Below are 19115 nucleotides of genomic sequence, written 5' to 3' on the forward strand. Positions count from 1 at the left end.
CGCGAGGTGGTGGACGAGTGGAGGCGGTTCGGGTGGGGTTGAGGGCACGGGTAGGGGCGACGCTGCTCGGAATGGTGGTGCTGGTCGCCGGTTGTACCTCCGACGACGGTGGGGCCGACGATGATGGCGCGGCCACGGGCCCGGTCGACTTCGCCGAGCAGCGACTCGACTGGCAGGAGTGCGACAGTGGCCTGCCGGAGAGCGAGTGCGCGGTCTTCGAGGTGCCGCTGGACTACGAGGACCCGGACGGCGAACGGATCGAGATCGCGGTCAAGCGTGTCCCCGCCACCGGTGACGAGACGCTGGGCTCCCTGGTGGTCAACCCCGGCGGCCCGGGCGGCTCCGGACACGACTTCGTCGACCACACGCCCTACACTCTCAGCGAGACGGTGCGGCGGAGCTTCGACGTGGTGGGCTTCGACCCCAGAGGAGTGGGCCGCAGCACCCCGTTGACCTGCCTGAACGCCGAGGAGATCGACGAGTTCCTGGGCACCGACTACGGAACCGGGCCGGGCGCCGACGACATGGCGGACCTCAGCCCCCAGGGACTGACCCAGATCGAGGAGGGCAGCCGCGAGTTCGTCGATGCCTGCGAGGAGAACGCTCCCGACCTGATGCGCAACGTCGGCACCGCCGACGTGGCCCGTGACATGGACCTGCTGCGCGTGCTCCTGGGCGACGAGCGACTCACCTACCTGGGTGCTTCCTACGGCACCCACATCGGCGCTCAGTACGCCGAACAGTTCCCCGACCACGTGCGCGCGCTCGTCCTGGACGGCGCGGTCGACCCGACCCAGGACCAGCTGAGCGTGAGCGTCCAGCAGGCCACCGGGTTCGAGACGGCACTGCACGCCTTCGTCGAGGACTGCCTGGCCCAACAGGACTGCCCGCTCGGGGACTCCGGCGACGGAGTCGACCAGGCGATCACCGCGCTGGAGGCGTTCCTGGACGAGGCCGCGACGCAGCCGCTGGAGACCACCGCCGACGATGGCCGGGAGGTCAACCGTGCCCGCGCCGAACTGGGGGTGTTGGCCGCCCTGTACACCGAGAACTGGTGGCCACGGGTGCGAGAGGCGCTCACCGACGCCATGGAGGGTGGCGATGGCACCGGACTGCTGTTGTTGGGCGACGACCTGTACAGCCGGGGAGACCTGGACGAGTACGTGAACTCCACGGCCGCGCTCACCGCGGTGAACTGCTCCGACTCCCCGGCCCCACGCGATGTGGGGGCCTACGCGGAGGCTGCCGCCGCCGCGGGGGAGGAGTCCCCGGTCTTCGGTCCGATGCTGGCCTGGGGCGCTCTGCCATGCGCCTTCTGGCCGGAGGACGCGGTGGCCGACACCCCGGAGCTGACCGGTACGGGGGCCGAGCCGATCATGGTGGTGGGTACCACCCGTGACTCCGCCACCCCCTACGCCTGGTCCGAGTCGCTCGCCGATCAGCTGGCGTCCGCCTTCCTGGTCACCCGGGACGGTGACGGTCACACCGGTTACCGGATGGGTGACGAATGCGTCGACGAGATCGTGGACGAGTACCTGCTGGAGCTGACGGTGCCCGAAGACGGGATGACCTGCGCCCCGAACCTGGCCGGTTGATCGAGATCACCCGGAGCCGCCGGTCGGCTCCGGGTGTGCGGCCCACTCGTGAGAGGCGCTAGACTGGTTGCGGCTCCGGCACGTACGAACGCGTGCCGATGTGCCGCCTTAGCTCAGTCGGTAGAGCGATTCACTCGTAATGAATAGGTCATCGGTTCGATTCCGATAGGCGGCTCCAGCGAAAACGCCACCCCATCCGGGGTGGCGTTTTGCTTTGGGGGGCCATAAAGGGGACCAGCGGCCTACTCGGCGAACAGGTCGCCCAGTCGGGGCGGGCGTGGGTGGGGTAACACGGCGCTACGGTACGAAGCGCCACATTCCCTCTTGAGCCCCTCCAGGAGCCGACGCATGCACTCGGTACGCGTGTCGAAGACCGATCCCAACGCCTACCTCTCGCTGTCGGACGCGGTGACGGCCTTTCGGATCCGGGACCTGACGGAGGGCCTCTACCTCCACGTGGAGCCCGGCACCTACGAGGAGAAACGACCGATCTCCTACCCCGGGCCGCTGATGATCGTGCCCACTCATGGGCCGGAGACCGTGGAACTCACCGTGGACGGGGACTGCGCGGTGATCGAAACCGAACACTCGCTTGAGCTCTACGGGATGCTGATCCGCTCCAAGAGCCGGGACCGACCGCAGATCGAGGTGAGGGGCGATGGCCGACTCAAGGCGGTCGACAGTTGGTTCGTGGGCCATGTCCCGGTACGTCTGCGGGGGAAGGGTGAAAGCGAGTTCGTCGACTGTCGGTTCGTCGGCACCGGCCTGGAATGGCGTGGTGGCACCGGCCGGATGCACCGGTGCGTCTTCTACCAGGCGGGCATGTCCCTCGGGGAAGGGGCCGCGGTGGTGGCCGAGGTACTTCGGTTCTCGGGCTTCGAGGGCGGGGACGTGGGCGCGCCGACCCTGGAATTCTCCTGGTCCCGGGCGAGGATCACCGACTGCGTGATCAACGATGGCGGGTTCAACGAGACGGCTTCTGTGGACTACGTCGTACGCGTCACCAACGGCTCCGTGGTCCACTTCACGGATCTCGCCATCGAGGACGCCGAGAACAAGGCGATCGGGATCCTGGGCGCGACCACACGCGTCGACTTCACCCGTCTCAGAGTGGCCGGCGGCTTTGGAGGGATGTACACGGTCTACGTCCAGGACTCCGAGCGGGTGGGTTTCACCGACAGCCGGATCCGCCACCCCAAGGGCGCCGGAATGAAGATGTGGAAGGCCACCCTCGTCGTCGATGGTCTGACCGTGGAGGAGACGAAGTATACGAACCTCACGGTGGAGGACGGTGTTCTGGAGGGACGAGGACTCACCCTGCGGCATGGACAGAAGGGCGACCTGCTCAACATGATCCGTTCTCGGGGACGTCTGAGCGACGTGGAGTTGAGCGACCATCACCCCGCTCTGCTGAGGCGGAGCGACGGGCTGGACTACCTGGAGTCCGGGGCGGTGATGACGGAGGCGGGCGACCTCGAACTGGAGAACGTTCGGGCCTTCGACCTCGACGGGTGGTTGCTCGGTGTGCGGGGCGGCGTCGCCGTGTTGTCCATGGTGGTCGCGGAGCGGGTCGGTATGACGGCGTTCGTTGGCAAAAGCGGCAGGGCACGATTGGACGATGTGCGATCGACCCAGGGGACCAAGCTCCAGTTGAGCGTGCACTCCGCCGGGTTCCTGGAGGTGTCGAACAGTCACTTCGAGGGGAACGAGTACGGCCTTGCCCGGGTGCACGGCGGCGGTCTCACCCTGCGTTCGACGGTGTTGACCGGTACCCGACAGGAGGGAGTGTGTGTGGAGGGAGCCGGGTCTGTCCTGCTGGAGGACTCCGAGATCCGCGACTGCGGAGGGGCGGGGATCGTCGTGCGGGACGAAGCCGGGAAGGTTCGCCTCGTACGCTCGACGATCGCGGAAACCGGCGGTGCCGGGGTCCGGGGAGACAAGGACGCGACCTACGAGTTCGAGGACTCCGTGTTCCGGGACAACGATCTGAACCAGGCAGCGGATCCTGCCCCGGATCCCGACTCGGAGCCGGACCCGGAGCCGGAGCCCTCCACCACGGGGTGACCTCTGACCGGACCTACGACGACGGGCCGGAACCGGCCAGGTCGGCTCGACCCCTCCACGGCTTCGGAACTCCGGTGAACGCTAAGGTGCGTAGCGCATCCACCCCTTCACCTTCCGGAGTAGACGCATGCACACGGTCCGCGTGTCTCAGAGCGATCCCGGCGCCTTCCGTTCCCTGGGAGCCGCCGTCCGCGCCCCCTTGTACGCGAATACGGACCTGTACCTGCACGTCGATCCGGGGCACTACGTCGAGGACCGGATCATCTCGGTGACCCGGAAGATCATGGTGGTGCCCACTCAAGGGCCCGGGACCGTGGAGATCACACGGAATGCCGATGGCAACGTCTTCATGGTCAAGCCCAGCGGGAGGTTGGAGCTTTACGGAGTCCGGGTCGAGGGCGGCGCCGGCGAGTACCCCTCGCTGTACGTGGAGGAGGGTGCCCACCTCAAGATGGTGGACTGCGTATCCCACGACAAGGCCAGATTGGGCCTGAACGGCCGTTCGCACGAATTGGTCAACTGCCGGTTCGAAGGCGCCGGGATCCTCTGGAACAAGGGGGGAGGGATCGTCCGGGACTGCGTGTTCGAGGAAGCGGCCCTCAGCATCCTGGGAGGAGGTTCGCCCACGGTGGAGCGGGTGCGCTTCCACGGGGGCAACGACCAATACCACTCACTGTTCGTGTCCGACTGCGCGCCGACCATCACCGACTGCGAGCTTCGGGAGTGCGGTGGGAACGGGTCCTGGTCGGTGTGGGTGGAAAAGGGCGCTCGGCCGAAGTTCACCGACCTGACGGTCGAGGGCGACCGCGGATGTCCGGTGCGGGTCACCGGCTCGGGTACCCGGGCGAAGTTCACCCGGCTGCGCGTGGCCGGTGGCGCGGAGGGCGGTGACTCGGTGCACGTACTGGACGGCGCCGAGGTCGAGCTCGACGACGCCCTCGTCGAGAGGGCCCCGACGAACGCGGTGTGCGCGGTGGAGAGCACACTCACTTTCTCCGACCTGGTCGTGCGGGGGGTGGAGGGCGCCGCGTTGTACGCGAACGAGGGCCGGGTGAACGGCCGGGGTTTCCGTGCCTTCGATCTGGGCGGCAACGCGGGCAACTTCGTCAAGAGCCGGGTGAGCCTGACGGGCCTGGAACTCGCCGAGCACCGGAGCGGGGCCCCCGAGGGTGTGTTCGGCGTCTACGTATCCGGTGGGAGTGGTGAGTTCAAGGGGGTGCACGGACGCGATCTCAAGGGGGCCTGCTTCGGTGTCCACGACGCTCATGTCTCCGTGACGGACCTGGTCGGGGAGAGGGTCCTCGGCGGGATCCTGGCCCAGGACGGTGCCACCGTCGAGGTCCACGGCGTGGAGATGACCGAGCCCGAGGGCAACGCCTTCCACATCAGCGCCGGCAGCCGGATGGAGGTGACCGACGCCCGGATCGTCGACGGCGCGTTCGACAACCTCTACGTCGAGGGCGCCCGGCTCGTCCTGCGGTCGTCGACCCTGAGCGGAAGCCGCGGACAGGGGGTCTCCGTCCTGGGAGGCGGGGTCGCCACCCTGGAGGACACCGCGATCCGGGACGGGGCCGGGAGCGGGGTCCTGGTGCTGGACGATGAGAGCCGAGTCCGGCTGGTGCGGTGCCGGGTCTCCGGCCACGAGGACAAGGGCGTGGAGGCGCACGACGAGGCCGTCGTGCATCTGGAGGACACCGAGCTCGCCGACAACAGGGGCGGCGACGAGGTCCGGGCCAAGGCGAAGGCCACGGAAGGCACCGCGGCCCCCGACACCCCCACCGGTGAGGCCGGGTCCCTGGGCGACCTGCTCGCCGAACTGGACACGATGGTGGGCTTGGACGGGGTGAAGAAGGAGGTCCGATCGCTGGTCGTCTTCCAGCGGGCGAACGCCAAACGCACCGCGGCGGGGCTGCCGGCGCTCAATGCCCGCCGGCATCTGGTCTTCTCCGGTCCGCCCGGGACCGGCAAGACCACCGTGGCCCGGCTGTACGGCGAGATCCTGCGCTCCCTGGGGGCCTTGGACAACGGCCAGTTCGTCGAGGTGGGCCGCCAGGACCTGGTCGCCGAACACCTGGGCGGCACCAGCGCCAAGGTCACCAACGCCGTGGAACGGGCGCGCGGCGGGGTGCTGTTCGTCGACGAGGCCTACGCGCTGTCCCGGAAGTTCGGCAGCGGCAGCGACTTCGGCCAAGAAGCCATCGACACGCTCATCAAGCTGATGGAGGACCTGCGCGAGGAGGTCGTCATCGTCTTCGCCGGGTACTCCAGCGAGATGCGGACCTTCCTCGACGCCAACACGGGGCTGCGTTCGCGCGTGGCGCGGACGATCGAGTTCGAGAACTACTCTCCCGAGCAGCTCACCACCATCATCGAGACGATGGCGCCCAAGCAGGGCTACACGCTGGGGGAGGGCGTGCGGGACCTGTTGGTCCGCCACTTCCAGGGGCAGAGCCGGGACGAGACGTTCGGCAACGGGCGCGAGTCACGGCGTCTGTTCGAGGAGATCGTCCAGGCCCAGGCCGGGAGGATCGTCGCCGGTGACGTCAGCTCCGCCGAGGACCTCGCGCTGATCTTGCCCGAGGACCTGGAAGGGGTCGTGGACACCGGTCTGTCCGCGCGAGTGGGCGGGCCCCGTGACGCCGAACAGACCCGGGAGCTCATGGACCGTCTGGAGAACATGGTGGGGCTCGCCGAGGTCAAGCGGGAGGTCGCCGACCTCCTCAGCCTCATCTCCGCGAACCGGCGCCGTCAGGAGGTGGGACTGGCCACCTCGATGTCCGCCCAGCACTTGGTGTTCTCCGGTCCACCCGGGACCGGCAAGACCACCGTGGCGCGGATCTACGGGCAGCTCATGGCCGCCTTGGGCGTGCTCGCCCAGGGGCAGGTGGTCGAGGCCGCCCGCGCGGACCTGGTGGGGTCCTACATCGGTCACACGGCGCAGAAGACCAAGGACGTGTTCGAACGGGCGCGCGGCGGGGTCCTGTTCATCGACGAGGCCTACACGTTGTCCCGCCCGGGCGGGACCGGCGGCGACTTCGGGCAGGAGGCCATCGACACCCTGCTCAAGCTCATGGAGGACCACCGTGACGAGGTGGTGGTGATCGCCGCGGGCTACACCGGTGAGATGGACGGCTTCCTGGGCAGTAATCCCGGGCTGGCGTCCCGGTTCTCCCGCACCGTCGAGTTCGCCCCCTACGGAGAGGAGGAGCTGTCGAGCATCTTCGTGGGAATGGCCGAAGGTGCCGACTTCCTGGTTCCCGAGGAGACCCGCGCGGCTCTGGCGCAGACCATGGGGCGGGAGACGGTGCGCCTGTCCGACGGCAACGGACGGGAGGTCCGTAAGCTCTTCGAGGCGAGTGTGACCCGGCAGGCGCGTCGGATCGAGGCGTCCGCTCTGGCCGGGGGCGTCCCCGGACTGAGCGAACTCCAGACACTGTCACCGGAGGATGTCGTCGGGTTCTGACCGACCCTGGCCACAAGGGGTATAGGCCGTATCGGGTTCCCGGACCCTGGGCTGGATACGGTACATAGCGCAGACCCTTTGGCGCGGCGCCGCGGCCGCTACCCCCTTGGGAGTCGATGGATGATCACGGTCCGCGTCTCGAAGACGGATTCCGCCGCGAGCTCCTCCCTCGGGCAGGTGCTCCGAGATCCCCGGTACACGGGCTCGGACCTGTACCTGCGGGTGGAGCCGGGTGACTACGTCGAGCCCCAGGCGGTCGGCGTGTTACGGCGTGTGGTCGTGGCGCCCACCGAGGGGGCGGGCAGCGTCACGGTCACCGCGACCAACGAGACCAACGTCTTCAACGTGCACAAGGGCGGCGACCTGGAGCTGCACGGGGTCAGCGTGCGCAGCTCCTCGGACGAGTACCCGCCGCTGTACGTGCAGGAGGGTGCCCGGCTCCGCGCGGTCGACTGCGTCTTCACCTCGCCGCGGCGGGTGACCGTGACCGGCGCGCACGCCGAGGTCGTCGGCTGTCGCTTCGAGGACAGCGGCCTGCTGTGGGACGGCAGCGAGGGCTTCGTACGCGATTGCTACTTCGCCGGTGCGGTGATCGCCGTCCAAGGGGCGTGTTCTCCGAAGGTCAGCGGGACCATCTTCACGGGGGCCCACGACGACTGGCACACCCTGTACGTGGCGGGCGCCTCCCCGGAGGTGAGCGATTGCGCGCTGGTGGACGGGGGCGGCATCTACGTCCGGGATCGGGCCGCGCCCGAGTTCACCGACGTGCGGGTCACCGGTTCGCGCGACTGGCCGGTCCGGGTCTACGAGCGTTCTCGCGCCGACTTCACCCGGCTGGTGGTGGAGTCGCCCGACAAGGCGGAGACGGACGCCTTCTTCGTCCACGGGGATTCCGAGAGCACCCTCCGCGACTGCGAGATCCTCGGCTCCACCCGGACCGGGCTGGCGATCGAGGGCGGCCGGCTCACCGTGCGGGGGCTCACGGTGGACGACGCGGCAGCCGACGCCGTCCTCATCGACGGCGGTGAGGCCACGGTGACCGACCTGCGCTGCGACCGGGTGGGCAAGGCGGCCCTACTGGTCGCGGACGGGGCCCGCGTGACCGTGTCGGGGATGTCGGTGGCCGAGAGCGTCCAGGAGGGGCGTGGAGCGATCGCGGCGGTGCGCTCGCGTTTCGAGGTGACCGACCTGCGGGTGAGTCGCTGGCACGGTCCGATGGCCATCGTGGTCGGCGGTACGGGGATCTTCGAGGACATCGTCGGCCACGACGTGGGGTCGGGGATCCACAGCCGGGAGGACGCCACGATCACCGTGCGCGGCATGGTGCTGCGCGACGCCCGTGAGGACGGTCTCAACATCCTGGACGGCACCGAGGTGCGTCTGGTCGACGCCGACCTGTCCGAGTGCGGCGAGGACGGTGTCTACGTGCAGGGCGGCTACGTCACGGTCCGCTCCTCCACCTTCTCCGGCAGCGGCGAGCGCGGGGTGCGCGTGGGCGAGGGCGGTGTGGCGGCGCTGGAGGACACCGCGATCAGGGACGGCCGGGGCGACGGGCTCATGGTGGAGGACGGTGGCCGGGTGCGGCTGGTGCGATGCACCGTGTCGGGCAACGACGACGAGGGGTTGTGGGCCGCCGCCGGCGCTTCCGTCTATCTGGAGGACAGCACCTTCAGCGGGAACCGCGGTGGCGACGGCGAACGTGTGGTCGCCCGGAGCGCGGGTGCCGCGGGCCGTGCCGGCGGGAACGGGGACGGGGCGGTGCGGGACCGTGAACGTTCGCTGGACTCACTGCTCACCGAACTGAACGCGTTGGTCGGGCAGGAGCGGGTCAAACGGGAGGTCCGGGCGCTGGTCGATCTCCAACGGGTGAGCGCCAAACGGGTCGCGGCGGGGCTGCCCGCGCTGAACGTGGGCCGCCACCTGGTGTTGGCCGGGCCGCCCGGGATCGGGAAGACGACCGTGGCCCGGTTGTACGGGCAGATTCTGAGGTCCCTGGGCGAGTCCGAGCGTGGACGGTTCGTGGAGGTGGCCCGGCCCGACCTTGTGGCCGAGTACCAGGGTGGCACTCGGGCCCGCGTGGTCGAGGCCGTGGAGCGGGCGCGCGGCGGGGTGTTGTTCGTCGACGGGGCGCACGCCCTGTTCGGGGAGTCCGAGACGGCGGACGTGCACGGCCGGGAGGTGATCGACACCCTGGTCACCTTGATGGAGGAGCCGGGCGAGGAATTCGTGCTGGTGCTGGCCGGGCACTCCGATCGGCTTCGCTCCCTGCTCGACGCCGCTCCCGGGCTGCGTTCACGGCTGGCGCGGACCGTCGAGTTCGAGGACTACTCGCCCGACCAGCTCGCCGGGATCTTCGCCGGGGCGGCCACGGAACGCGGCTACGCCCTGGGGGAGGGGGTGCACGACCTCCTGGTGGGGCACTTCCGGCACCGGGTACGGGGTGTGGCCTTCGACAACGGGCGCGAGGTCCGCAGGATGCTCGGGGGCGCGGCCAAGGCCCAGTCCGAACGGATCGCCGAGGGCGGCTACACGACCGTCGACGATCTCACCCGGCTCCTGACCGAGGACCTGGAGGGGGTGGCCGCCCCCGAGGTGGCCGACCCTGATCGGCGGACGGGCGGCCAGGTCACCTCACTGATGGCCCGACTGGACTCCCTGGCGGGTCGTGGCGAGGTCAAAGAGGCGCTGGCCCGACAGCTGTCGAGCCTGTTGTCGTCTCCCCGACGCGGTAGTGGGGACACGGAAGAGCGGCCCTCACGCCACCTGGTGTTCTCCGGACGGACGGGGACCGGGCGTGCCACCGTGGCCGGACTCTACGGCGAGCTCTTGGCGGCCTTGGGCCTGGTCGCGCGTGGGCAGTCGGTACGTCTTCGGGCCGACGACCTGGTGGAGCGGGGGAGTCCCTCCAGAGAGGCGGTGGAGGCCTTCGAACGGGCGCGGGGCGGGGTGCTGTCGGTCCTCCTACCGGGGCCGGGGGAGACCGGGGGAGCGGGACACGGTCGGGAGACGGCCGACGTCCTCGACGGGCTGATGGAGACGCACCATGACGATGTGGTGGTGGTCCTGGCCGGCGACCCCGAGACGGTGGCGTTCCTCCTGAGGTCCCGTCCTCATCTGGCGGAGCGGTTCGCCGGGCTGGTGGAGTTCGCGCCCTACAAGACCGACGAGCTGGTGGGGGTCTTCGCGGCGATGGCGGAGGAGGCCGATCTGCGTCTGCCGGAACGGACCCGCGAGGCACTGGCGGGCCTGATCGGAGCGCCGACGGGCGGTTTCGCCGAACGTGGTGGTGTCGAGGTCCGTGCCCTGTTCGAGGAGTGTGTGGCGCGCCAGGCACGGCGGATCGAGGCCGCGGCCCACAGGGGTGAGATTCCCGAGGTGGCCGAACTCCAGACCCTGTTGCCCGAGGATCTGCCGGAGGGAGGGGAGAGCGAGGACTGACACTCGCGTCCCCTTGACGGAATGATTACTCCGCGTGTGCCGGCGTTGAGCCTGCTGTGTCCGAAGTGTGGGTAGGTGGGCGATATGAGTCTGATGTTCATGTTGTTCGCCCTGTTGGGCGCGGTGGTGGTTCTGGGCGTCGGGTCCTATGTCCTACGGGGGGTGCTCGCCCGGATGGAGACGCGTCACGCGCTCCCCGAGCCGGAACCCCCGCCGCGCGCCGGCCCGAGGGACGTCGTGGGCGGTTACGTACCGGCGCAGCGTGATCCCGACGAGCTTCCCGCGGAGCTGCGCGCACGGGCGCGCAACCTGATGGTCCTGGGGCGCACCGACGAGGCGCTCGGTCTGGTCGCCTCCCACCTGGGCGGTGACCAGGCGCGTGCCCGTCGGGCGCTGCGGCGCCTGCGCGGCGACGGGCGTCCGGCCTTGGAGCCGTGAGGTCGCCGAAGCCCCGAGGTCGTCCCGAGGCCGGGTCAGACCCCTGGCCGGCTCTGCCAACGGGCCCAGACGGCGGTCGCGACGAAGAGGACACCGCCGAGCAGTGCGAGCCAGAACAGGCCCTTGATCAGGGTGCCGACGATGGCGAGGATCAACCAGATCGCGAGCAGGGCGAGGATGAAGTACACCATGGGAGCTCCAGGGGCGGTCATGTGGTCCGGTATGACCTACCCCGTCGTTCGAGGAACGAAGCACGTCCGCGGTGACCTGCGATGACGGTGTCCTATGGCGTCCGATACGTCGTGTTACTCCTGGGGTCGGTGTGTGCGGGTGCCGACTTCTGGGGAAGGGAGGGTCATGAGTCTGGAAGAGGCATCACGTCAGCTGGAAGCCGCGATCCATGATGCGCGAGTGTCCTTCGACTGCATCCTCCTGGAGGAGTTGGACCGAGCGCACACCAACGCCATCACCGCCAGAGCCGCGGTGGACGCGGCGGAACACGCCATTCGGGTGGAGTTCGAACGTCGCCAGGCGGACAAGGCGGACAAGGCCGGTTCGGGGTCCGCCGAGAAGGAATCGGACTGATTCACCCGGAGGTTATCGAACATATTTTCGAACAAGGGGTATGCTGGGGGGTATGCCCGATCACTCCCTGACGCCGGACTGGCCCGTGAGTGTGCACCCACCAGGGTCGGATTCCTTCGAGCAGACCGCCCTGGAGTGGTTGTTCGACCACGTGCCCGCCGACTACCGGCTGCACGGGGTCCTGCGCCGCCATCCCGTCGCTCTCTCCCGCCTGGCCCGTCAATACGTCTCGGCGACGCTGGAAGCGGCCCGGGAGGGCTACCGCACGGCCCGGGTGGACCTGCGCGACCACCTGTCCCCGCATGCCCTGGACCAGGTCATGAGCGCCTATCTCGCCGAGGGGCGGCGCACGGCCGGGCTCCTCCGCTCCATCGAGGTCGTGGACGAGGCCCTCCGGGAGGCGGGAGCGGGGCGTTCCGATGGCGACTGAGGCGACCCCACGCCGTTCGAACGGTGGTTCAGACGGTGACCCGTACCAGGACCGCGACTTCCTCGCCGGTGTTCACCAGGTGTCGGCTCCCCCGAGCGCCACTGCCCATCACGCGCGCCCGATCCGGGGTCAGCTCCGCGGCCGACAGCATCTGACCGTCGGGGGCCGAGGTGATCAGATGGGCGCGCCCACTGACCAGGTACAGCGCTTCCAGGGTGTGCCGGTGCTCGTCACGCGACGAGGGGCCCGCGATGAAGCTGTTGGGTTCGAGGACCACCGATGTGACCCGGAAACGGCCGCGGATCCGGCGACGGACGCTGCGCGGGGCGGGCAGCCAGTGCCCGCGACGTGCGGGCCGGAGCGTCGGGCGACGCAGCGCGGTGGCGGCGTCCCGAGCGGCGGCGGCCACCTGTCCGAGGGTGGGGAGACGGCGAGCGCCCAGGTGGGCGTAGCCGGAGGTGCGCCCGGCGTCCACGACGTCGCCGATCCCGTCCAACGACACGGTCGCGGTGCGCGGTCGGGGGGTGTGCTCGGTCGTGGCGCGGGGGGCGGTGGCCGGCGCGGAGGTCTGCTGCGGCATCGTGAGAGGATCCTTCACGTGTGCGTGATCCCCGGCGTAGAGGGAGATCACGAGGACGTCGTCATGGGGCCCGGGTGGTCCCGGAACGGTGGGGTCGCTGTCTCCGAACGCGCGTTCGGAGAGGAAGATCACCCAAGCGAAGACCCGTCACGGCCGTCTCACGTCGAAGGACGGGGGCCGATCACGGGTCGGTCGTGCGGGGTCGGTGGAATCCGTCCCCTCGGCTACGACTCAGTGACGACAACACGGACACGCCGCACAAGCCGGCAGGCAGGAGACCCCGGTGAGGGCCGTACGAGCCATGGCGACGGTGCGGGTGCGCGGATACATGGCAGTAAGGAGACCAGCAAAGCCGGTGGCGAGTCAAGCGAACACCGCGAGGCACGCGTGTCGGACCGCTCACGCCGGAGACGTTCTGGGCGTGTTGCGGGTGGCGTCCCGTGGTGGTGACATGTGGAGCCCGAGAGGACGGCGTTCTCGTCGCTCCGGGCCCCACCTCCCAGAACAGCCGTAGCGACAGGAGTGGCCGTGCAGCCGTCCGTTCCCAGAGGGCAGCCTTGAACCCCGAGGCACAGGGGCTGTGGGCGCGTGTGCTGGTACGGGCCGTTGTCGTGGCCGCCGCCGGGGTGATGGCCCTGGGTTTCCTCGGGGTGGAGGCGGCACTGCTCATCTGTTCCCTGAGCGTGCTCACCTATGTACTTCTGTGGTTGCGGACCAGGTACGGGGGCGCCCTCTTCACGGGAAGCGGACGACGGCCGCCGGAGCGGGAAGCCGAGCCGGGAGCGGATGCGGGGGAGGACCCCGATGCCCCGTGGGACCGGTGAGAAGCAAGAAGAGCGTGTCTTTCGGCGAATCTGAGAGCGTCGCGCGGCCCGCGGCGTAGATTCTAGGTCTATGACGGACCAGGACCTTCTCCACGCCCTGCGTTCCCGCCGCACTTGCCCGGCCGGCGTCTACGCCCGTCTCCTCGACGCCTACGGGGAGGATCTGTACCGGTACTGCGTCCTGGTTCTGCGCGACCGGGACACCGCGCACGTCGTGCTTCGGGACACCCTGATCGTGGCTCGGGCGCACAGCGTGCGCTTGGGAGACGCCGCACGGCTGGGGGAGTGGCTGCACGCTTTGGCCGAGGTGGAGTGCGGACGCCACCACGGTGCCTGCGCTACGGGTGGGGAGGGAACCGTCCGCCCCGCCCTCTCGGGCCCCCACGGTCTGGTCCGGTGCCGCGTGCTCGACGGCCTGACCCGCCCCGAACTCGACGGCTATCGCACCCACGTCGCGGTCCGGGCCGACCAGTTCGGCCGCGACGGCTTCCCCCTGCGACAAGGGGCACGGAACAGCCTGCGCGGGGTCTTGTCCTCACTTCCCACGTCGCAGGCCCTGATGCTGTTGGGCGCGTTGCTCCTGCTCCTGCTGCTTCCGCTCGGGAGCGAGTGAGGAACGCGTGACGTCGGGCGGTGCCCGGCGGGCGGTATCCGATGGGAGGGGCCCACGAACGCGAGCGGGTCCGATGAGGTGAACTCACCGGACCCGATCAGGTGCCGAGACGCTCGTCGGTCACTTGCCCTCGTTGGTGATGTGCGAGGAGTCGCCGTGTGCGCCGGCCTCCTCCGCGCGCTTCACCGACGCGATGATCTCCTGCTCGGCCTCGTGACGGCCGACCCAGCTGGCGCCCTCGACGGACTTGCCGGGCTCCAGGTCCTTGTACACGGTGAAGAAGTGCTCGATCTCAAGGCGCTCGAACTCGTTGACGTGGTGAATGTCACGCAGGTGTTCCTGGCGCGGGTCCGTCGCCGGAACGCACAGCAGCTTGTCGTCACCACCGGCCTCGTCGCGCATCCGGAACATGCCGATGGCGCGAGCGCGGATGAGGCAGCCGGGGAAGGTAGGGGCCTTGAGCAGGACCAGTGCGTCCAGCGGGTCCCCGTCCTCACCGAGCGTGCCCTCGACGAAGCCATAGTCGGCGGGGTAGGTGGTGGAGGTGAACAGCATGCGGTCGAGACGGATGCGACCGGTGTCGTGGTCCACCTCGTACTTGTTGCGCTCCCCCTTGGGGATCTCGATCGTAACGTCGAATTCCATGCTGATCTCGGCTCCCAATGCGACTAATGTCGCCGTATAACAACAACGTCAGGCCGCGACACCGAAGGAAGGGCAGGTGCCCCGGGTGCGACGGGTACGAGGCGAGGCGATTCTCGCGCTGGCCCTGCTCAACATATTCGTGCTGATCACCGGGTTCGTCGCCCTGGACGTGATCGAGGCACGACCGCTTCCGGCGGTGCCCAACCCCGTCACGCACACCGACGGCGTGGCGGCGGTTGCGCCCGCGGCCCCGACTCCGGTGGACCCGGAACGGATCGCGGACATTCTTGATGATCCCATGTCGTCATCGGGGCTTGAGGAGGGCCTCTCCGGTTACGTGGTCGACGGCGTGACCGGGGAGACACTCTTCGAACGGGACGCGGACACCCCGGTGACCCCGGCGTCGACGACGAAGATCGCCACGGCCGTCGCCGTCCTGGACACCGTCGGCCCCGACCACGTGCTGCGGACCGAGGCCTACCTCGACCCGGGGGAGAACCGTGTGGTGCTCCGTGGTGGGGGCGACGCGACCCTGACCGCGACCGCCGACTCCGCAGCTTACCCACAGGTAGCGACCCTGGAGGAGCTCGCGGTCGCCACCGCGGAGTCCCTCTCCGAGCAGGGCGTCGACACCGTGAGGGTCGGCTACGACGACTCCCTCTTCACCGGTTCGGACACCGGACCGGGATGGAAGCCCAACTACGTGACCGAGGGCAGCACCGCCACCATCCACGCGCTGCTCGTCGACCAGGGCAGGGTCGACCGGGACGTGTCCACGCGGGTGCCGGACCCGCCGCTGGCCGCCGCCGAGGCCTTCGCCGACCAACTGGAACGGGCCGGACTCACCGTCCAGGGCGACCCGGACGAGGCCGAGTCCGTCGGAGAACCCGTGGCCTCCGTCGACTCCGCGCCGGTCAGCGCGCTCGTCGAGTACATGATGTTGGCCAGCGACAACAACATGGCCGAGGCCCTGGGCCGTGTCGCCGCTCTGGAGTCGGGAGAGGAGCCGGACTTCGCCGGCGCCTCCGCCGCCACCCACCGCGTCATGGACGAACTCGGCATCGACGGGGTCGACCTGTCGGACAACAGCGGTCTGAGCACCGAGAACCGCATCACCCCGCGCGCCCTCGTCCAGCTGCTCGAAGCCGCCGCCGACCACCCCGAACTCAACGCCACCATCACGGGGCTGCCCACCGCGCACTCCACCGGCACACTCGCCGGCCGCTACTCCGAGTACTCCAGCGCGCACCACGCCGCCGGCATGGTCCGGGGCAAGACCGGAACGCTCGACGGAGTCAGCGCCCTCTCCGGCACCATCCACGACCAGGAGGGGAATACGTTCCTGTTCGCCTTCATGGTGAACGACCCCGGTGCGACCGGCCCCGGACTGGACAATCTCGCCGCGGCCCTCGCCGAGTGCGGATGTTCGTGAGGTCGTTCGCGCTCTCGACCGCGGACCCACCGCGAGGAACGTCCCCCGAGGGACGACTCGCGCGGATTCGTTTCGGGCGGGGTCAGGGCGATCCCGGGTCCAGCCCTGAATTCGAACCCTGATCCCCGTGCCGCTCGGTCTCCCGTGGGTAGGCTGGCGGTGTGACTGTGATCGACTGGGACGTAGCCGTCAACACCGGTGTTCGCCTCGTGCGCCCTGGGCCTCAGGTGGACCTGTCCGACGCACGGCAGGCCGTCGCGCAGTTGCGCGACCTCTCCTCCGTGGCGGCCGGGCACGTGCGCGACTTCACCGGTATGAACCCCCTCGAATCCTCGGGCCCCGCGGCCATCGTGGACAGACCCGGCTGGATTCGAGCCAACGTCAACGGGTTTCGGGTGGTGCTCGAACCCGTACTCGAACAAATGGGCACCGACCGGCTGAACAAGAGCCCGGCCGGGAACCTGGCCGGCGCGGTCGGTTCGCGGGTGACCGGGATGCAGCTCGGTGCCGTCCTGTCCTACCTGGCGGGGAAGGTCCTCGGCCAGTACGAGCTCTTCCTGCCACCGGGTGCGGACGGCCACGCGCCGACCGGGCGACTGACCCTGGTGGCGCCCAACATCGTCAACACCGAACGTGAACTGGACGTCGACCCGCGTGACTTCCGACTGTGGGTGTGCCTGCACGAGGAGACCCACCGGATGCAGTTCACGGCCACGCCGTGGCTGCGCGACCACGTCCAGCAGCTCATGCAGGAACTCCTGTTGTCCACGGAGATGGACGCCTCCGACCTCATCGACCGGCTCCGGCAGGCCGGGGAGGCCGTGGCCGAAGCCGTACGGGGCGGGGAGGGCAACCTCCTCACCGCGTTCCAGACCCCCGAACAGAGCGAGCTCATGGACCGGGTCACCGCGGTCATGAGCCTGGCCGAGGGGCACGGGGACTACGTGATGGACGCGGTCGGACCCGAGGTCGTGCCCTCGGTCGAGACCATCCGGGCCCGCTTCCAGAAGCGGCGCGAGGCCGCCAACCCGCTCGACCGGGTCATGCGCCAGCTCCTGGGCATGGACCTGAAGATGAAGCAGTACGAGGAAGGCGCGGCCTTCGTCCGACAGGTGGTCGCCCAGGTCGGCATGGCCGAGTTCAACAAGGTGTGGACCTCGCCCGAGACCCTGCCCACCATCGAGGAGATCCGTAGCCCCTCGACGTGGATCGAACGGGTCGTGCGCCCCGCCGCCATCAGCGAGTGAGCGGGCCGCCCCCCGCCGTGGCCGCCGTTCGCTCGGCGGTCCGGCGGGTGCTGTCCGCCCTGCCTGCCGACGTCACCGCGCTCGCGGCCTGTAGCGGCGGAGCGGACTCGTTGGCCCTGGCCGGGGCGCTCGCCTTCGAAGCACCTCGGATGGGACGCACGGCCGGTGCGGTCACCGTGGACCACGGGCTCCAGGAGGGGTCGGTGGAACGGGCCGAAGCGGTCGCCAAGGTGCTGCGAGGGCTCGGTCTGGACCCCGTGGACGTGGCGACCGTACGGGTGGCCGGGACGGGCGGCCCCGAGGCGGCGGCCCGCAGGGCCCGCTACGACGCCCTGGACACGGCCGTGCGGGAGTACGCTCCCGCGGTCGTGCTGCTCGGGCACACCCTCGACGACCAGGCGGAGACGGTCCTGCTGGGGCTGGCCCGCGGCTCGGGTGCCCGTTCCCTGGCGGGGATGCCCGCCGCGTCCGGCGCCTACCGTCGTCCCCTGTTGGAGGTGGATCGGGCCACGGTCCGAGCGGCGTGCCGGTTCATGGACCTGAGTCCGTGGGAGGACCCGCACAACCACGATCCACGGTTCGCCCGCTCCCGGGTGCGCCACGAGACGCTTCCCTCCCTGGAACGGACGCTCGGCCCGGGGATCGCGGCCGCCTTGGCGCGGACCGCGACGCTGCTCCGGGCCGACGCCGACACCCTGGACGATCTCGCCGCCACGCTGTACGAACGCGCGTTGGAGGCCGGTACCGGACAGGGAGGCCTCGGAGTCGGACCGCTGGAGGAAGCAGACACCTCACTGCGCACCCGTGTGCTGCGCCGCGCCGCACTCGACGCGGGTTGTCCCGCCACCGACCTCACCGCACGGCACGTGCGCGAACTCGAACGGTTGGTCACGGAGTGGCGCGGCCAGGCCCACATCGATCTACCCGGTGGGATCCGCGGTCGCCGAACGGCCGGTCGTATCCTGTTCACCGGGTGAATCGTGACCCGAGCGCACGGTGACCCTTCCCTCTTGTGACGAGGTCCGGCACCGCCGCCGTGTTCGGCACGTTTATCCTGGTTGCCGCAAACGGGGAATCCAGCAGCGAGGACAGTGAGCGTGGACGCTAAGGACATGGGCGAGGACCTGGAGAAGGTTCTGGTCACCGAGGAAGAGATCAAGGCGCGTCTGGTCGAACTCGGCGCGCGGATCGACGCGGACTACGCGGGGCGTGACCTGCTGATCGTCGGTGTGCTCAAGGGCGCCGTCATGGTCATGGCCGACCTGGCGCGGGTGCTGCACACCTCGGTCTCGATGGACTGGATGGCGGTGTCCTCCTACGGAGCGGGAACCACGTCCTCGGGTGTGGTGCGCATCCTCAAGGACTTGGAGAACGACATCAAGGACCGCGACGTCCTGATCGTCGAGGACGTCATCGACTCCGGGCTGACCCTCTCCTGGCTGGTGGGCAACCTGCGCTCGCGCGGCCCGAAGTCGGTCGAGGTCTGCACCATGATCCGCAAGCCGCTGGCCTTCGACGTCGACCTCGACGTCAAGTACATCGGTTTCGACCTGCCCAACGAGTTCATCGTCGGTTACGGACTGGACTACGCGGAGAAGTACCGGAACCTTCCGTTCATCGGCACACTCGCCCCGCACGTCTACGAGAAGTAGCCCCCGGCCCGCCCGCGGCGTCGTGTCATGGCCCACGCGGGCGGGGTTCGGGAACAACGGAACGGGTCGTCATCGTTGTTTTCATGACGGCTCGCGTCCGGCCTCAGCG

At 69.5% G+C, this 19115-nt stretch carries 16 protein-coding genes and 1 tRNA gene; 14 read left to right on the forward strand and 3 right to left on the reverse strand.

The genetic code is table 11. The features are described from left to right. Positions 1–71 precede the first annotated feature (71 nt). The 6 genes from BQ8420_RS26085 (at position 72) to BQ8420_RS26110 (ending at position 10998) form a co-directional block, all read left to right on the forward strand. Positions 72–1595 (forward strand): alpha/beta hydrolase, encoded by a 1524-nt coding sequence (locus BQ8420_RS26085; RefSeq protein ID WP_200816107.1) that lies wholly within the window; start codon positions 72–74, stop codon positions 1593–1595. Between the two features lie 102 nt (positions 1596–1697). Next, a tRNA-Thr gene (locus tag BQ8420_RS26090) sits at positions 1698–1773 on the forward strand. Between the two features lie 170 nt (positions 1774–1943). Then, positions 1944–3659 carry a right-handed parallel beta-helix repeat-containing protein gene (locus BQ8420_RS26095; protein ID WP_087102202.1) on the forward strand — a complete coding sequence of 572 codons (1716 nt, stop codon included), beginning with the start codon at positions 1944–1946 and terminating at the stop codon, positions 3657–3659. 127 nt (positions 3660–3786) lie between these two features. Further along, complete coding sequence (locus BQ8420_RS26100) at positions 3787–7122, forward strand: AAA family ATPase (protein WP_087102204.1); 3336 nt, start codon at positions 3787–3789, stop codon at positions 7120–7122. Positions 7123–7242: 120 nt separating this feature from the next. Further along, a complete protein-coding gene (locus BQ8420_RS26105) occupies positions 7243–10560 on the forward strand; it encodes a right-handed parallel beta-helix repeat-containing protein (RefSeq protein WP_087102207.1) in 3318 nt (1105 codons plus the stop codon). Between the two features lie 84 nt (positions 10561–10644). Next, positions 10645–10998 (forward strand): hypothetical protein, encoded by a 354-nt coding sequence (locus BQ8420_RS26110; RefSeq protein ID WP_087102209.1) that lies wholly within the window; start codon positions 10645–10647, stop codon positions 10996–10998. 35 nt (positions 10999–11033) lie between these two features. Here BQ8420_RS26110 and BQ8420_RS32075 read toward each other — a convergent pair whose 3' ends face one another. Beyond that, on the reverse strand, positions 11034–11210 hold the full coding sequence (locus BQ8420_RS32075) for a hypothetical protein (protein WP_160049449.1): 177 nt from the start codon (positions 11208–11210) through the stop codon (positions 11034–11036). A 145-nt stretch (positions 11211–11355) separates the two neighbouring features. Here BQ8420_RS32075 and BQ8420_RS26115 point away from each other — a divergent pair, with 145 nt between their 5' ends. Further along, complete coding sequence (locus BQ8420_RS26115) at positions 11356–11583, forward strand: hypothetical protein (RefSeq protein ID WP_087102211.1); 228 nt, start codon at positions 11356–11358, stop codon at positions 11581–11583. Between the two features lie 40 nt (positions 11584–11623). Next, entirely contained in the window at positions 11624–12013 is a 390-nt protein-coding gene (locus BQ8420_RS26120; protein WP_200816100.1) for a hypothetical protein, read from the forward strand. A 28-nt stretch (positions 12014–12041) separates the two neighbouring features. Here the strand turns inward: BQ8420_RS26120 and BQ8420_RS26125 are convergent, their stop codons facing one another. Next, positions 12042–12593 carry a hypothetical protein gene (locus BQ8420_RS26125; protein WP_200816101.1) on the reverse strand — a complete coding sequence of 184 codons (552 nt, stop codon included), beginning with the start codon at positions 12591–12593 and terminating at the stop codon, positions 12042–12044. A 557-nt stretch (positions 12594–13150) separates the two neighbouring features. Between BQ8420_RS26125 and BQ8420_RS26130 the strand changes: the two genes are divergently transcribed. Together BQ8420_RS26130 and BQ8420_RS26135 are read left to right on the forward strand one after the other, a co-directional pair. Beyond that, complete coding sequence (locus BQ8420_RS26130; RefSeq protein WP_087102214.1) at positions 13151–13417, forward strand: hypothetical protein; 267 nt, start codon at positions 13151–13153, stop codon at positions 13415–13417. Between the two features lie 70 nt (positions 13418–13487). Further along, complete coding sequence (locus BQ8420_RS26135) at positions 13488–14030, forward strand: hypothetical protein (protein ID WP_087102215.1); 543 nt, start codon at positions 13488–13490, stop codon at positions 14028–14030. Positions 14031–14150: 120 nt separating this feature from the next. On the opposite strand, the gene BQ8420_RS26140 is transcribed toward BQ8420_RS26135, so the two are convergent. Beyond that, entirely contained in the window at positions 14151–14675 is a 525-nt protein-coding gene (locus BQ8420_RS26140; RefSeq protein ID WP_200816102.1) for an inorganic diphosphatase, read from the reverse strand. Between the two features lie 76 nt (positions 14676–14751). Here BQ8420_RS26140 and dacB point away from each other — a divergent pair, with 76 nt between their 5' ends. The 4 genes from dacB to hpt all read left to right on the forward strand — a co-directional run bounded on the left by dacB (position 14752) and on the right by hpt (position 19006). Beyond that, positions 14752–16107 carry a D-alanyl-D-alanine carboxypeptidase/D-alanyl-D-alanine-endopeptidase gene (dacB, locus tag BQ8420_RS26145; RefSeq protein ID WP_087102220.1) on the forward strand — a complete coding sequence of 452 codons (1356 nt, stop codon included), beginning with the start codon at positions 14752–14754 and terminating at the stop codon, positions 16105–16107. Between the two features lie 167 nt (positions 16108–16274). Beyond that, the gene (locus BQ8420_RS26150) at positions 16275–17354 is read left to right on the forward strand and encodes a zinc-dependent metalloprotease (protein ID WP_087102222.1); all 1080 of its coding nucleotides are present in this window, start codon (positions 16275–16277) and stop codon (positions 17352–17354) included. Beyond that, positions 17351–18331, forward strand: a complete 981-nt coding sequence (tilS, locus tag BQ8420_RS26155; RefSeq protein WP_087102224.1) for a tRNA lysidine(34) synthetase TilS — start codon at positions 17351–17353, stop codon at positions 18329–18331. The genes BQ8420_RS26150 and tilS overlap by 4 nt, the downstream gene beginning before the upstream one ends. Before the next feature lie 120 nt (positions 18332–18451). After that, positions 18452–19006: a hypoxanthine phosphoribosyltransferase gene (hpt, locus tag BQ8420_RS26160; RefSeq protein ID WP_200816103.1), complete on the forward strand. Its 555-nt coding sequence runs from the start codon at positions 18452–18454 to the stop codon at positions 19004–19006. The last annotated feature ends 109 nt before the right edge of the window (positions 19007–19115 follow it).

This window comes from Nocardiopsis sp. JB363 (assembly GCF_900143625.1).
Lineage (GTDB): Bacteria > Actinomycetota > Actinomycetes > Streptosporangiales > Streptosporangiaceae > Nocardiopsis.